Below are 14,118 nucleotides of genomic sequence, written 5' to 3' on the forward strand. Positions count from 1 at the left end.
ATTTTATTCATCCCATGATAGATTCCAATCTTCTAATGATCCTAAATAAACTTCTCGTAATTTTATAGTAGGATTCTCCAGAGATCCCTCTAAATAAATTCCAAAACCAATTTCATAAGGACCACCTTCACCATATTTCTTCCACATTTCAAATTCTGTAATTTTATATTTCTTCGCAAACTCTATTATCTTTTCAAATAACCATTCTTCATCAATTTCTTTACTAATATTATGTTTATATGTAACATCAAAACAAGCTCCATAATCACCTCCATGATCCTTAAAGTTAGCATCCCCTTTTTTCATAAACTCTTCTATAATTGCTATATTTTCATCTTCCCAATTTAAACCTGCACTTGAAAGAATATTATAGTAAACCTCAGTTACTTTGTTTTGTTTAATTGCTTCTTTTCTCTTTCTTGTTTCCCAACGATCCATATTTTTATCCGCAGCAAAACAAGAGTGTTTTTCCATAGGGAAATGTGTTAAATCTGCTTTATCGCAAAATAAGAACTTATCTTCATAAACATCTACATTTGATATGTCTGTCTGTATTTTAAACTGTTTTAACTTTGTATTTCTGCTTAAGCGTTGGAAATTGGAGAAAAGTTTCCCTTTATGTTCTCCAAACTGGAAACCCAGATCAATTTTATGGGTAATCTTTTTACGCTTTCCAACAAACCAATTCAACTTAATCTCTATACGGTTATTAATTAACTCTTTTTTATTTTTAACCCAATAGAATCCATGAGAAATAATTCCATTATCCTTTTCAACGCCTGCAACAACATAACGTTTATTAGGATATGGCCTATTAAGAACTAAGGTGTTTAGAATTTCAACACCCTCTATTTCCAATCTGACAGGTGCATGAAACCACGCCTCCGGTAAAAATAACTTGGGAACAAAATGAAATATAAATTCATCATCCTTTAAATTTTCACTCTTAATTCCTGATACATACTCATGAAACTCCACTATTTCATTTTCATGTTCACTATCATAAGGATTGTTTATATATGTTTTTTCTATCTCGGAAATAGGATGATCCCCCCTCCAATACAAATATTCTATTTGTTTAGGATCGAGTTCTAACTCCCCATATTTTTTAAACAGTTTTTTTACTTGTTTATTGAATTCCATAAAATCGACCGAATAATTATCAGTGTAAAATTTACTAAGAAAATCTGACCCTTCCTTAGTAAGCTTCAATTCTTTTATTTCTTTTCCATCTTCCCTGGCCACTATACTAGATATTAAATTTCTATTAGCACCTTCTTTTATAAGCTCTACAAAAGATATTCCTCTTATAGAATATACATTTAACCCTTTTTCCTTAATCTCCATATTAGTTAACCCTTTTCTTTGTTTACGAAAACAAGCTAATACCCTTTCCTTAACAACCTCTTCTGTATTTATACAGTGTCTTATAATTTCGTTTAATAAATACCCTAATGTTTTATCTTGAATTTTTGTATTCATCTCTAATCCTCCTAAAATTTTAGATAAATAAAAAATAGATGTTTTAAAAACATCTATTTTTCAAAATCAATATTCCATTTCTTGTTGTCTTGCAATACGTTGTTGTACAAGTTCATATTCCCTTTCTGCACGCCACTTTGTTAAATCATCATTTATTGCTGCTCCAATATTCCGAACATCTTTCTTACGAATTACCGGTGGTTTGTACTTAGAATAATTACTATACTCTCGCCTTTTTGCTGACCGCCCCCTTTCATATTTCTTTTTTATCTGATCATTTTTTTGCTGAAATTGATACAATGGATTTTCTTCATATGGTTTCTTTTTCTTTAATTCTTTAAGTAAGGAATTACCCATACGTTTATACATATCTTTCATTTGATTCTTAGCATAATCTTTATCTTCTCGTTCGGATTCCCCATATAGACCTTTTTGGAAACTAGATTCTTTTTCTACCGCTTCTTCATATTCTTTAAATAGTGGATTGTTTTTCATTAACAATCCTGTTAACTCATCAATTTTATTCCTAGTTTCTTTCGGCATTTTTTTACTACCATATGTCCAATCTTTTTTATTACTAGGCAATCCATCGTATATCTCTTGCAATAAAACAACCTCTCTATTTTGCTTCCTTTCTTTCGATCCTTGAAACTCTTCTTTTATTTCTTGTACTAACTCATTTCTTAAATTGGAGATACGACTTAATTCACTTGTACGATCTACTAGGGAATTCGCAAAAGTAGTTTTCATGTGATCTAACGTACTTTGTTTTCGTTTCCCTTTCGGTTCATAATAAGTTTTCCCGTTCACTACTTTTGTTACTAACTTTCTTCGATTCTCTTTTTCTACAGTACCAAAATGAATATGGATATGCTCTGTATTCCGATGAATAGATGCAAACCAGAACCCATTACTTTCTTCAATTTTTTCATCTTTAAATAGCTGATCCATCATTTTCTGACTCGCATTTCGAATACGGTTTTCATCTAAGATATCTGTTTTAGGATCATATAATTTTTGTGTAATTAAAAAGTCTGTATCAAAAGAGATAACATCCTGGTAGTAAACACTTCCTCTATTTTGCGCCTTTCCAACTAACTCTTTTATATCCGTTAAATCATTTTGTGTAATTACATTTTTTTCTTTTGAAAAAACACCTGGTAAAATTTCTTTCACTTCTTTTTCTAATTCCTGATTATTTTCGTTTCTATTAGGGGATAAATCCTCAATATGTTTCTTTAGTAGATCCATTTCTTCTTTTTCTGTTTTGTTGATTTTCTTTTTACTTTCTAGTGCATACTTTCTTCCCATATAACTAACATACTTTTCAAAATCACTTGTCGTATTAAAGCTATCAGGGGAGGTTAAAAGTACTTGTGCTTCTGCTTCTTTTTTAGAAATTTCTTTTCTACCCTTGCTTGAATATGTACTTCCAATTTCCATATCAAAAGAATTAATTGCATCTTCAAGACGATTTAATTCCTGTAACTCTGTATTTGTTAAAGTATGCCCATCCTTTAAAAGTGCCTTCTTTCTTGTACAATAGTCAATGTACGTTGTGAAGCTTTGTTTGTTAGGAATTGTATATTGTGACGTTAAAATAATACCTGGTGACTTCCCCATAACTCGTTACTCCTTTTTATTATTCCAATTCTTCAAGTCTATGTTCAGGTATTTGCCCCCACTCTATTTCTTCATTAATAAACTTTCCAAATCTCCAAATCTTTTTATGCGGCTTATCGTTTATTAATAGTATTTCTTCATTATCCTTAACCATAGGTAATCTTTTCTCTGTTATAGATGATGCTTTTATTTCTTTCTGCATTTCTTTTTCTTGTTGTACTTTAGGTTCACTTCTTGATTCCATTGACTCACGTTTTAAAGTTCGGGAGAACTTCCCTTCCGATTTTCTAGTAACAGACGATGCAATTTCACTTTTCACTTCTTGTTGTAAACCTTCTATACTTAAATCACTACCTAATCGTGAAAGAAGTTCTATATTTAATTTAATTAACACATCATTTTGTATTTGCATTGCTTTCATTGATTGCACTATTTTTTTATTATCTTCTTTTAAAACTGATAGATCATCTATTCCTTTCCCTTTCCTCATTTTTTGATCTAGCAGTACAATTCCATGCCGTAAGGCATCTGCTTCAGTCGAATACTCAGGATACTGCTTCATAAAATCTTTTACTATATCTTTGTGGATTCTATTCCCACGAAAGCGAAACGTTTCCTCAAAAGCAATCCTAGCCATTCTTCATTCAACCCCTATCCATTCTGTCCTAGTATCTTAATTAATTCATTTGTAGCATCTATATATTCTTGTAACTTATCCTCTTGCCTTTCCAAAGAAACAGAAACATTATTAACAGCTTCATCAAATTTATCTTCTTTATTTCTTTTATATTCTCTATCAAAGTGTTCTCTAAAAATTTCGTTAATGTATTCCCAACGATAGTAACGTCGTCCAAGTCTTTTACTTATTTGCTTACACCTTTCATCAATTTCCTTTATATGATTCGGATTAGCATTCCGAACATGAATTTCCATATTGTCACCTGCTTTACAATAAAAAGAACCTAATTCATTGTAGAATTAAGTTCTTTTTATTTATCAATTATTCCACGTATCTAAATGCTAACGGTGAACCCGTCAATTCAATATGCAATAACTTATTTTCTTTTGCTTGCCTACAGTACTCTTTAATTAATAATTTTCCTTCTTCAACATTTAACTTTTTATAAAATTCACTATTTGTATCATCAATGAAAAAATCAATTACTTCAACATCGTTAAATAACAAATTAGGATCTATTTGAGTAATTAATTTTTCTTCCTGTAAATCAATTCTTGCGGACAAATAATTCGTTACACCACCAATACAATCCTCTTCAAATTTAAACGTATTAAATTTAATTGTGGCATCAAAACAATAATCTGATTTCTTACCATTATAAGTAAAGCCAAACCAATTAAATGAATATGAGTATGCAATCTTCTTATTTTTGTCTTTACTATCTTCTATATAATTAGCGTTTTCTTCGGCATAATTTTTCTCATTATGATCACCATCACCTAACTGATTCAATTCTTTAATTGCTCTCCAATAGGATTTGATTGCTAACATTGCATCTTCTTCAGTTGGGAAATTTGCTAACCAAACATACTCTTTTTCCTCATATTTTCTTAAATCATATCTTGTTACTGCTTCATCATATGTTCCCTTTTCTTTCATTGATTCAACTTCATTGCAGCTTAACTCTCTCCACAAATAAAAGTTATTTCCACCCCTATGATCTATCAAATAATTTGATACTTTCACTTTACATCCCTTAAATTCTTCTTGAGGTGGGATGATGATTTTTTCAAAATACTCCTTATTCTCTTCATTCCTTTTATCATTAAATACTTGATTAAGTTTCTTCATATCCTCTAACAACCCCTCTATATTTAAATTCATTAGTTCTTTTATTTCATCCCAATACTTACAAACAACAAGCTCCCAATTCCAAAACAAATGTACATCTGTAAATTCTTCAAAATTACCATCTGCCGCTACAGGATGTTCTTTATACTCAACCACATACGCAAAACAACGATGAACATATATTTCATATATCTTGTTCACTTTATCTTCAACTCTCTCTCCTATTCTAGTTACTCTAGATCACCTTTATCTTCTAACAATCAGATAAAGGCTCTATCAAAAGCAAAGATTAAAAAAAGAGCATAAGGAAACCCTATCCCACTTTGAGGACAAAGTGGTGAAATAGGCTGTGCCTATTGGGTTTCTAAAGCTCTCTAACTGGGATGTCAAAAACGCACTTGTGGGGCGTTTTGAGTCCTTTTATCATCTATTTGTAGGTCTCTTTGAGACCTTTGTAGTACGTTTTGTGTCCGTTTAAAAAGTACCTTTTTATATAATTTTTTTCTTTTCATTCAACAGCTCAATTTTCTTTTCCTTCATTTTAATCTCTTCTTTAAATCCATCCATTTCCTTTTGATGATTCTTAATTTTTGATTCATTTGAGTTCATTGTATTTTTGGTTTTAAGTTTTTCATCTTCAGTTTGGTACTCCATTTCTTTTGTTAACTTATCATTTTTTATTTTTAATTGTTTAATAGCAGATTCTTTATCATGAATCTTCTGTTGCATTTCTTTAATTTCTTCCCTTATAGATTTTTGTGAAAATGCAAGATATTCTTTTTCATAATAGATCTGCGATTCCTCTTTTAGATCCTCATTAATTAGTTTTCCCTTCTGTAAAATATAAGTTTTTAAACTTCTATCTTTTATATCATCTGCATCAGATTGTAATTCTGGATGAATGTATTCAGGCTTAACAATAGATGAAACTACACCGAAATCTTCAGGTATGTTCTCACTAATCACAACAATATAGTTATCACTAGCACGATAAATTTTTGTTTTCACATCATTTTCTTTTTGCTTAATGTATTTATTCTCTACTTTGTATTTCATGTTACTAAGAATTTGAGGGTCATTATCCGACTTTAATTGATAATCAATTCGCAACGTTTTATTTGTAGGATTGTATTCTTTTTTCACAACTGAAATCTTCACCATCGTTGATAGGCTTTGATATTCTCCCATTTTCATTTCCTCAAACTTATATGTTGCTCCGCTAAAGGCAGGCGAAATACATAGTACAAAAAACATTGCTACAAAACTTCCCAGGGTTAACATATATGCTCTTCTTTTCGTATTTGCAGGTTTTCTTTCTTCTTTTTTCGCTCCAAATTTTAAACGCATACTGCTGCTCCTTTCTTACTAAATACTTTCACTTGTACTCTTACTTCCTCATGAATATTTTCTAATTTATAGTTTGTATATTTCTTTTTCCCTCTATGATCCACGTCATATTCACGAACAATTAGCCAATCAAATTTATTACCAGGATTATAGTCAAACCAATCAATTGCTATTTCTTGATAATCATTTTTCCTCTTCCATAACTTAATGATTATATATTTTCCTTCTCTTGAATAATCATGATTCGGTTTTAATTCACTCAAAAGCATGACATATACCCCTTTCCTTTAGAATATTAGATTATACTTTTTTAAAAAAAGTAGATCCCCTGCATTACGTTTCCTTTCATACAGGGGATCTTTCATTTATTATTTTGACACTTATCTACTTAATCGGTATGGACTATAATCCACTACTTTAATTTCATTGCCTTGCTTCTCTAATGTAATTCTAATTAAGCTTTTAATCTTCGTTTGTTTGTTTTCTAGACCTTCAATTTTGTAATCTACATCAATTAAAACACTACATTTTTTTGAAATATCTCCATTTGAATCAACAAATAGAGCTGTTTGATTAATAGTAGATTTAAAATTTGGATCTCCTAAATCTTCTGTTTCAGGGGCCACCATATCTACAACTTTTTTATCCGTCATTTTTAATAAGTTGTCTCTTCTCTCGTTCTTATTTTTTACGGAGTAATTCAAATACGCTTGAATAAATTGTTTAGATACCTCTTTATATTGATTTTGCAAGTCTATTAAAGGATTTGTATTTTCTTTATTTGAATCAGCAGCATTCGTATTATTTTTCATGCTAACTTGTTCCATTTTCGTTTTCAATTCACCAATTGTTTTGTCCTTTTTGGCAATATCGACTTGATATTTTTTATCTTTCTTTTCAAATTCCTTCATTGTGGTATAAATAAAAACCCCACTAAAAGCAACTGAAACACTTAGTAATCCTGTTAAAATTTTTGAAGTCATATTCATTTATTACGCACCCATTTCTTTTTTATTTTGGAACTACTCTTCTAATTCCTGCATAGTATTTTTGCCATCCTGGTGATGTAAATTGGTGATATCCTATCCCTGCATTTTCAGAATCATACATTGTATTTGCATCAACATATATCCCTACATGACTCACATGATCTGGCCCACCGTATGTTCCTTTGAAAAATACCAAATCACCAGGTTGTGCATCTTTCGGATCAACTTCTACAGTTGCATAGTATTGTTCTGATGCTGAACCATTTAAATTAACCCCTGCTGCCCTAAATGCCCAAGACGTTAATCCACTACAATCAAATCCCAGCGCAGGAGTTTTACCGCCCCAAACGTACGGGTTTCCATTATATTTTAAAGCTTCATCCATTATCTTTTTAAAGGTCTCTGACCCATTTACTGGTGCAGTCCCATTATCAAAACTTAAATATTGCTTAACCATTTCTGCATAATAAAAGTTACCGCCATTTATATAGCGATAACCACCATTGTAAGCAACTGCTACAGCTTGACTATATCCAATTCTTGTTCCATTTTTATTTCCACCCGCAGGAGCAACAACTGTTAAAGAATAATAATCAGCAGTTTCTAAGGAGTGCGTTTTATTATTTAACGCTAACCAATGTACATAATTACGTCCAAAGTTATATGTTTGTACAATGGCTAATAAATCATTAATCCCTAACATTTTTGCATCATCAAATGCTCCCTTTAAATGCATAACACCATAATAAATAGAATCCTTTGGATTAGAAATTGTGTTCATTTTCCAACCTTGTGACTCACTTGACTGCATAATATCAGGTAGTTTTTCTGAAATACCATTACTCTCCACCATGATGATTGCTAACACATAAGGAACTAACTCAGGTACTCCTTGAGCTGCACATTCTTTTTCGACCATCTCTTTCCAACGCATGACTTCTGGTGGTAAATTTTGTACCGATGCAGTACCACTTATACCACCACTAGAAGTACCCGTTGAGCTTGTCCCTCCTCCTAAAATCGCCGCACCTATAATAAATATCACCATTACCGCTGCAAAAATAGCTATTCCTGTAGATCCACTAAATAAACCAACTAACCATTTTAACCTCTTAACTTTTTTATATTTTTCTAGTAACGTTTCCTGTGTAGCTGCCATATTATTGACCACCTTTAAAACGCTCTAGTTGTTTTTCATCTGGATCGAACATTACATTATATGTCTCAGTTGAACTAACTTGTACAATTGCTTCTCCTCGTTTTAATTCAGGTAAAATTCGAAACTCTGATTCTGTTAAACTCTCACCTAGAACACTTTTTAAGGTTTCTAATACGGAGTTATCCATATTTAAAAATATCTTATATTGAGTTAATTCAAAGATTGCTTTCATGTCTGAAACATCCACATTACTTCCTGGTGGTGGTAACATTTCTTGTGGTGATTGTGTTGCAAAGAATATACCTGCAACGAATTTACGCATTTCACGTTCAAATTCCAAAACATAATTATTAGCAAATTTATTTCGAGAATTTATAACATTATGGCACTCATCTAAAAACACCATAAAATATATAATATCTTCAATCGGTAAATTCTTTTCTTCTCGTAAATATTTCATTCTACGACCATTTTTTAATGCATGACTCCAAATTAAAGTTAATGCGGTAAATAATTGACAGTTAAAGATTGGTCTGTCTAATTTTGATATACCATCTATATCAAAGAATACAATTTGTTCATCTTCAAAATTTTCAAGAGTTGTATGCCCATTAAACATATCTCCATACACATGAACCATATCATGTACTTGCATTTTAAGAGTTTCTAAATCTCTATGACGTTGTGGAGTAGCATCTTTTTCTAGTTCAACTTTATCCAAATGCGCAAGGAATTCTTCCATAATAGGATAACTAGTTGGTGGTAATCCTGTTATTTTAAACCGTTCTTTAGAACTAGATGGGATCAACTTATATTCGGTATAGAACTCTAAAAGATACCTACGAAACTCTTGTATAATCGTTTCAGTTACATCAACATTTAAGAAACGATACATATTTGTAAGCTTAGATAAATGTTGTAAGAATGATCCTCTTTCATCAACCGCACCTGTATTAGTAATTTTTGTTGCAAATACTTCTAAGGGATTTATCATACCTGTTTCCACACCATCTTCACCTTGTGCCCCACTTAAATCAATTATCTTACCACCTTGTTGTTGAACAATCGTGTAATAATCTCGTGCTTTATCAAATCCACGAATAAAACAATCCTTTCCAAGTAGGCCCTCTAACAACTGTTTTAGTAATGTAGATTTACCTGCACCCATTTTCCCAAAAACAAAACCACTAAACGATGTTCTAGTACCTGTCGAGAAAAATGGATCTAGAATAAATGCTCCACCAGTATTTGTTTGTCCTAAATAGATTCCTCTTGGATCTTTTAAATCTTGGTGATGAAACGGTATACCATATCCAATGTTTTCTGAAGGCAGCGGATTACCACTTTTCGCTCCCAAGTATTCAATTTGTTGATCATAACTTGCAAACAATGTTTGCCACTCTTCTTTTTGTTTAAAAACATACACTTGTGCTTTATAGTTTTGACCTGCAATCTCTTTTTTCAAATCACCAATTCGCTTCTCTAATTGTTCTAAAACTGGATCATAAATAAAAATTCTTACTTTTACCAACTTAACTGTTTCACCTTGTTGCGTTATAGAACGTGCAAACAACTTTAAATTTTCTAGCTCCCAATTTGCATCATCACGATCAGTTGAACGACGTTCTGACGTCACACGATCTTTTAACTCAGTGATAGAACGGTTAATATCTGTAAGAACCTCTTGTTTATTAGCAGTCGCTACATCAAAACTTGATAGCGTATCTTTATTGTTCATTAATGCTGTTAACCATAAAGGAGGAATTTCTTCTGCCAGAGAATAAACATTTAAACAAGCTACATAGCAATCTCCTTGAGCTATATATCTTTCATTAAATTTAATGCCCCCTTGTGGCTGCACCCTCTGAATAAATTCTAAATCATAACCCGCACTACGATATTTTTGTTGTTCTTTTTTACCTAGTTTCACCATTAATATTTCTCCTCCTACATTTCCGAATTCATGTTTTGCAGCTTAAATATTAATTTTTCAACTTCTTTTGCCTTCATATTCTGCAAATCAAATTGCCTTCCACCGTAACGCTTCATATCTTTTACGTTCTTTATTAATTCTTTTTCGTTTTCCCCATAAACAACAATGAAGAAGGCCAATTCCTTTAAATTCTTTTCTACCCAAAGTACCCTATTTAGATTTTCAACTGCCAATGAATACCGTTGATACCATACTCGCTCTTCTTCATTAGTCACCCCCTCTCTATTCATCCTTCCTTGAAATCGTATCGCCATGCGTTTCCAGTAAACTTGTTGTTCTGTTGTTTCTGTTGAATATGTTAAAGATAAAATTTTAAATGGCTCATGATAGACCCTACACAAACTAGTTAATTGGTTCATAAACCGCTTTAAATCATCCTCATTCATAGAAAGTAAGTCCGTTGTTTTCACCTTCAAATAGACTTGCAAATTATCTTTACGATCCACTAAAATTCCCGTTTTTCGCTCAAGTCGTTTATAAGGAGCTACATCAACTATTGATGCATCCGTATTTTTAAAAGAAGCAAAAATTGTTGAGATAAAACCTTGTTTTTCATCACCTTGTTCTGAATTTATCCGTTTCTTCTGATTCGTTTTCTTGGGTTCAGCTACCGCAACTTTCATATTCATCTTTCCTTTCATGAGTTAAAAAAAAGAGAGTGCTATATTAGCACTCCCTATCACTCTTATTTCTTTTCCGTTTTACTACTGATTGTATTTACTTCAATTGGATGGTAATTTTTATTATCCATCTTCAACATATCTAAAATAACCATCATATTTCTGTTTGTAGGACTGCTATGCGGTTTTATACATAGGAACAATCCAAATGTACCCAATATTACGTAAAACATAATCCTTCCAAACCCACCAACCGGAAATAGATTCGGCATATAACTTGCTAAGAACAACATGAAACCAATTATTCCTGCATCAATGATGTAGAAAAAAGCTATTTTAATTTCTTGCTTTGTATTCTTTGGATTACGCATCATGTCTCATCACTCCCTTTGTTACGTCATGAATTTTATTTTTCCCCCATATTGTTACAAGACTTATATTCTCTTATCATGCTTTTAATAAATAGGTTCATAGTTTCAAACATTTTACTATCGTTTTCAATACGTTCTTGTATAAAAAGTGGGTACTTTTCAAACTTAGCGTAATATTGTTTTACTGGATGTTCCTCAGGATAATATTCAATATCATATTCATAACCACGCAAGCCATAATAATCACGCACACCTTTAGGATTCAAAATGTGCAAGCATAAAAGTGACTTATAAATTATTTCCTTTGCTTCTACAGCATGAGTTAATTCATTAGCCAAATATTTTTCTGTATAACTCGGAAATTTGTGTACACAAAAATCAAATATTTCTTCTTCCTGTGTTGTAAATACCATCCTTTGTTTTCTTTTCCAACGTATAATTGCGTAAATAGTTCCTCTCACAAAGCAATATACCCATATTGCTATTTGTAAAATCCATACCCCCACAATTAATACAAATAAAATCCCAATAATCCATTTCACTAAAGTATGATCTAAAGACCATAAAAACCATTTCTTAATAAAGGGCTTGTCATATATTAGCCAACTTAATAAGGCAGGTTTTACTATAATGCGCAGTAAAGGATCAAACTCAAGAAAGATATGCTCTGAAGGATCTAATTGCATATCTCTCCAAAGCCCTCCATTATAGGCAATAAAACATATCATATATACTACAAATGAAAGTGTTGTTGTAAAGATAATTTGCATTACAAATTGATTATTTAATATTTCTATTAGGAACTCTTTCAATATTATCTACCTTCCAAATTATACTTTTATAATTTTATATTTTTTTCATTCTGCTAATATATATTAGCCTTACTTACTTAGGCATCTGTTCAAGTACTTCGTTAATTAATCTCCAAAAATGTTGCATTGTGATTTTAAACTCAAATTTAATGCTCAGCTGCATTCCAGGTGATAAATTTTGAATTCCATTAAAGTAAGATCTAGCAAGATGATCCTCAGGTAATGTATTCAATAATTCTTCATAATCACCGAGTTCTTCATATCGTAAAATCGCATCTTTGTTTAAAATGTCATAACTCACAGCCAACGATAATACCGACTTGTATAATTTCATTCTTGCTGCAGCAAATAATGAATCTGTATTTTTCAATTCTTCTTTCTCATAAAGTTCATATAATTCTACACCTAAATCAAAGAACTCTTGTTGCTCACTGTTTAATTTCATTTCTTATTCTCCTTCCTAAAAGTTCTACCTAGAATTTCTAAGAGCCTTAAATCCCTCAAACAATATATATGTAATTAAGACTATGAGGTATAAACTACCTGAAACATCAATAATTTCTTGTCCACTTAATACATAATGTTCATTTTCTATTCCAAATAATTTTTCACTGAAAACAATTGTCTTGAAGGGAATATACTGCATAGCTCCTGAAAATTGTAATCCCCAAATAATCAAAAGGATCATTAGGATGCGAAGATATACGTTAACTAACACTCTTGAAAATCTACCTAATATTTTTAGTCCATCAAACAACGGTCGATATGAATGGTTTAATGACAGTTTCTTTCTACTTTCGAAATCTAGATCGTTCACTTCGAAAAATTTAAATAATTTTCGTGGCACTTCTATAATCCCTTGTTTAATGCAAATTTCTTTTGCTTTTCTCCACCCTAGTTTTTTTATCAAATATGAATCTGAATGAAAAACCTCTAACCACCATGATTTATTATTCATTAGAAGATGGTGTCCCCATAAATAAGCTAAATCTATAGCTTGTTCTTTTTCATTTAGATCAGTGAATTGGGGCACAATTAATGTGTTAGAATTTCTTTCAACCCCATAACCCCTACACTGTTCTTCTAAATCATACATTCCCTTTAAATACCCAGCTGTAAATGGACGTATTAAAGAAAAAGAAAAACTTTCTTTTATTTCTATACCCTCTTCTACCATTAAACTTAATATTTTTTCTTTGGGTGATTGCATCTCTTTTTTCTGTGACAATTTCGTTCCACCTCTCTTTTTAAAAAATACGCCCTCTTTCTTTTTCCACTTTAGTAATTTAAAAATCTGTTTTAAAAAAATTGCGATCATGCTTAACACAATCGCAACTCCTAACATGCAGATAGCAAATAACCAATTATTCATTTTATTATCCCTTCTGCTTCCCTTTTATTTTCGAACACTCTTTTGCCAACTTGTTATTTGAATACAGATTAAAAGAAAAATATATTAGAAGAAAAAAAGCAACGATGTAATGATATAACTGACTTAATTCAAAACGAATTTGAAAAGCTAAAATGGTAGTAGCAATTACAAATCCTGCTAGCGTTATTAAAATACTACATTTTAATTCTCTTTGTTTCATTTCAAAATAAAGTCTTCTTTTACTTGCAATATCAATCACTCTCACTAAAAATCCCTCCTCATCTTATTTTTGATTTAATCTGTTTGTGCGATTTCTAGAGCTTCCTCTTTGTCGTAATCCCGAACCCCTTCTTTCCTTCACATTAACATTCTCTTGAACATTCACTTCACGCTGAACCGTTGTAGAATCTGCTCTCACATCTCTATTTACTGTTCCATTTCCTTTTACGTTGTCCTGGATATTCACTTCACGCTGGACTGTTGTAGGGCTTGCTTTCACATCCCTATTTACTGTTCCATTTCCTTTTACATTGTCCTGGA

The 14,118-nt window shown here is 31.4% G+C and carries 17 protein-coding genes; all 17 read right to left on the reverse strand.

Annotated features, from left to right (window positions below; translation table 11 throughout):
• Positions 1–3: 3 nt before the first annotated feature.
• Positions 4–1,482 (reverse strand): DUF5514 family protein, encoded by a 1,479-nt coding sequence (locus C4S65_RS25985; protein ID WP_103945585.1) that lies wholly within the window; start codon positions 1,480–1,482, stop codon positions 4–6.
• A gap of 66 nt (positions 1,483–1,548) precedes the next feature.
• Positions 1,549–3,105 (reverse strand): MobP2 family relaxase, encoded by a 1,557-nt coding sequence (gene mobP2, locus C4S65_RS25990; protein ID WP_103945586.1) that lies wholly within the window; start codon positions 3,103–3,105, stop codon positions 1,549–1,551.
• A gap of 19 nt (positions 3,106–3,124) precedes the next feature.
• Entirely contained in the window at positions 3,125–3,742 is a 618-nt protein-coding gene (locus tag C4S65_RS25995; protein ID WP_103945587.1) for a hypothetical protein, read from the reverse strand.
• Between the two features lie 14 nt (positions 3,743–3,756).
• Positions 3,757–4,038: a hypothetical protein gene (locus tag C4S65_RS26000; protein ID WP_042596215.1), complete on the reverse strand. Its 282-nt coding sequence runs from the start codon at positions 4,036–4,038 to the stop codon at positions 3,757–3,759.
• A 67-nt stretch (positions 4,039–4,105) separates the two neighbouring features.
• Positions 4,106–5,116, reverse strand: a complete 1,011-nt coding sequence (locus C4S65_RS26005) for a hypothetical protein (RefSeq protein WP_258043885.1) — start codon at positions 5,114–5,116, stop codon at positions 4,106–4,108.
• 288 nt (positions 5,117–5,404) lie between these two features.
• A complete protein-coding gene (locus tag C4S65_RS26010) occupies positions 5,405–6,262 on the reverse strand; it encodes a hypothetical protein (protein WP_103945588.1) in 858 nt (285 codons plus the stop codon).
• Entirely contained in the window at positions 6,253–6,531 is a 279-nt protein-coding gene (locus tag C4S65_RS26015; protein ID WP_098217925.1) for a DUF5513 family protein, read from the reverse strand. The genes C4S65_RS26010 and C4S65_RS26015 overlap by 10 nt, the downstream gene beginning before the upstream one ends.
• A gap of 111 nt (positions 6,532–6,642) precedes the next feature.
• Positions 6,643–7,251 (reverse strand): hypothetical protein, encoded by a 609-nt coding sequence (locus C4S65_RS26020; RefSeq protein WP_103945589.1) that lies wholly within the window; start codon positions 7,249–7,251, stop codon positions 6,643–6,645.
• A 22-nt stretch (positions 7,252–7,273) separates the two neighbouring features.
• Positions 7,274–8,410, reverse strand: a complete 1,137-nt coding sequence (locus C4S65_RS26025) for a bifunctional lysozyme/C40 family peptidase (RefSeq protein ID WP_103945590.1) — start codon at positions 8,408–8,410, stop codon at positions 7,274–7,276.
• Between the two features lies 1 nt (position 8,411).
• Complete coding sequence (locus C4S65_RS26030) at positions 8,412–10,343, reverse strand: ATP-binding protein (protein WP_103945591.1); 1,932 nt, start codon at positions 10,341–10,343, stop codon at positions 8,412–8,414.
• Positions 10,344–10,357: 14 nt separating this feature from the next.
• Positions 10,358–11,026: a hypothetical protein gene (locus tag C4S65_RS26035; RefSeq protein ID WP_142391590.1), complete on the reverse strand. Its 669-nt coding sequence runs from the start codon at positions 11,024–11,026 to the stop codon at positions 10,358–10,360.
• Between the two features lie 62 nt (positions 11,027–11,088).
• A complete protein-coding gene (locus C4S65_RS26040; RefSeq protein WP_103945592.1) occupies positions 11,089–11,397 on the reverse strand; it encodes a hypothetical protein in 309 nt (102 codons plus the stop codon).
• Positions 11,398–11,429: 32 nt separating this feature from the next.
• Positions 11,430–12,206 carry a hypothetical protein gene (locus C4S65_RS26045; protein ID WP_103945593.1) on the reverse strand — a complete coding sequence of 259 codons (777 nt, stop codon included), beginning with the start codon at positions 12,204–12,206 and terminating at the stop codon, positions 11,430–11,432.
• A 73-nt stretch (positions 12,207–12,279) separates the two neighbouring features.
• The gene (locus C4S65_RS26050; protein WP_103945594.1) at positions 12,280–12,651 is read right to left on the reverse strand and encodes a hypothetical protein; all 372 of its coding nucleotides are present in this window, start codon (positions 12,649–12,651) and stop codon (positions 12,280–12,282) included.
• Between the two features lie 24 nt (positions 12,652–12,675).
• Positions 12,676–13,416 (reverse strand): hypothetical protein, encoded by a 741-nt coding sequence (locus C4S65_RS26055; protein ID WP_258043886.1) that lies wholly within the window; start codon positions 13,414–13,416, stop codon positions 12,676–12,678.
• A 166-nt stretch (positions 13,417–13,582) separates the two neighbouring features.
• Positions 13,583–13,843: a hypothetical protein gene (locus C4S65_RS26060; RefSeq protein ID WP_087876231.1), complete on the reverse strand. Its 261-nt coding sequence runs from the start codon at positions 13,841–13,843 to the stop codon at positions 13,583–13,585.
• Positions 13,844–13,861: 18 nt separating this feature from the next.
• Positions 13,862–14,118, reverse strand: a 257-nt coding sequence (locus C4S65_RS34655) for a hypothetical protein (RefSeq protein WP_181032145.1), incomplete at its 5' end; no start/stop codon positions are given.

The organism is Bacillus sp. ok061, from assembly GCF_900108285.1.
GTDB lineage: Bacteria > Bacillota > Bacilli > Bacillales > Bacillaceae_G > Bacillus_A > Bacillus_A thuringiensis_S.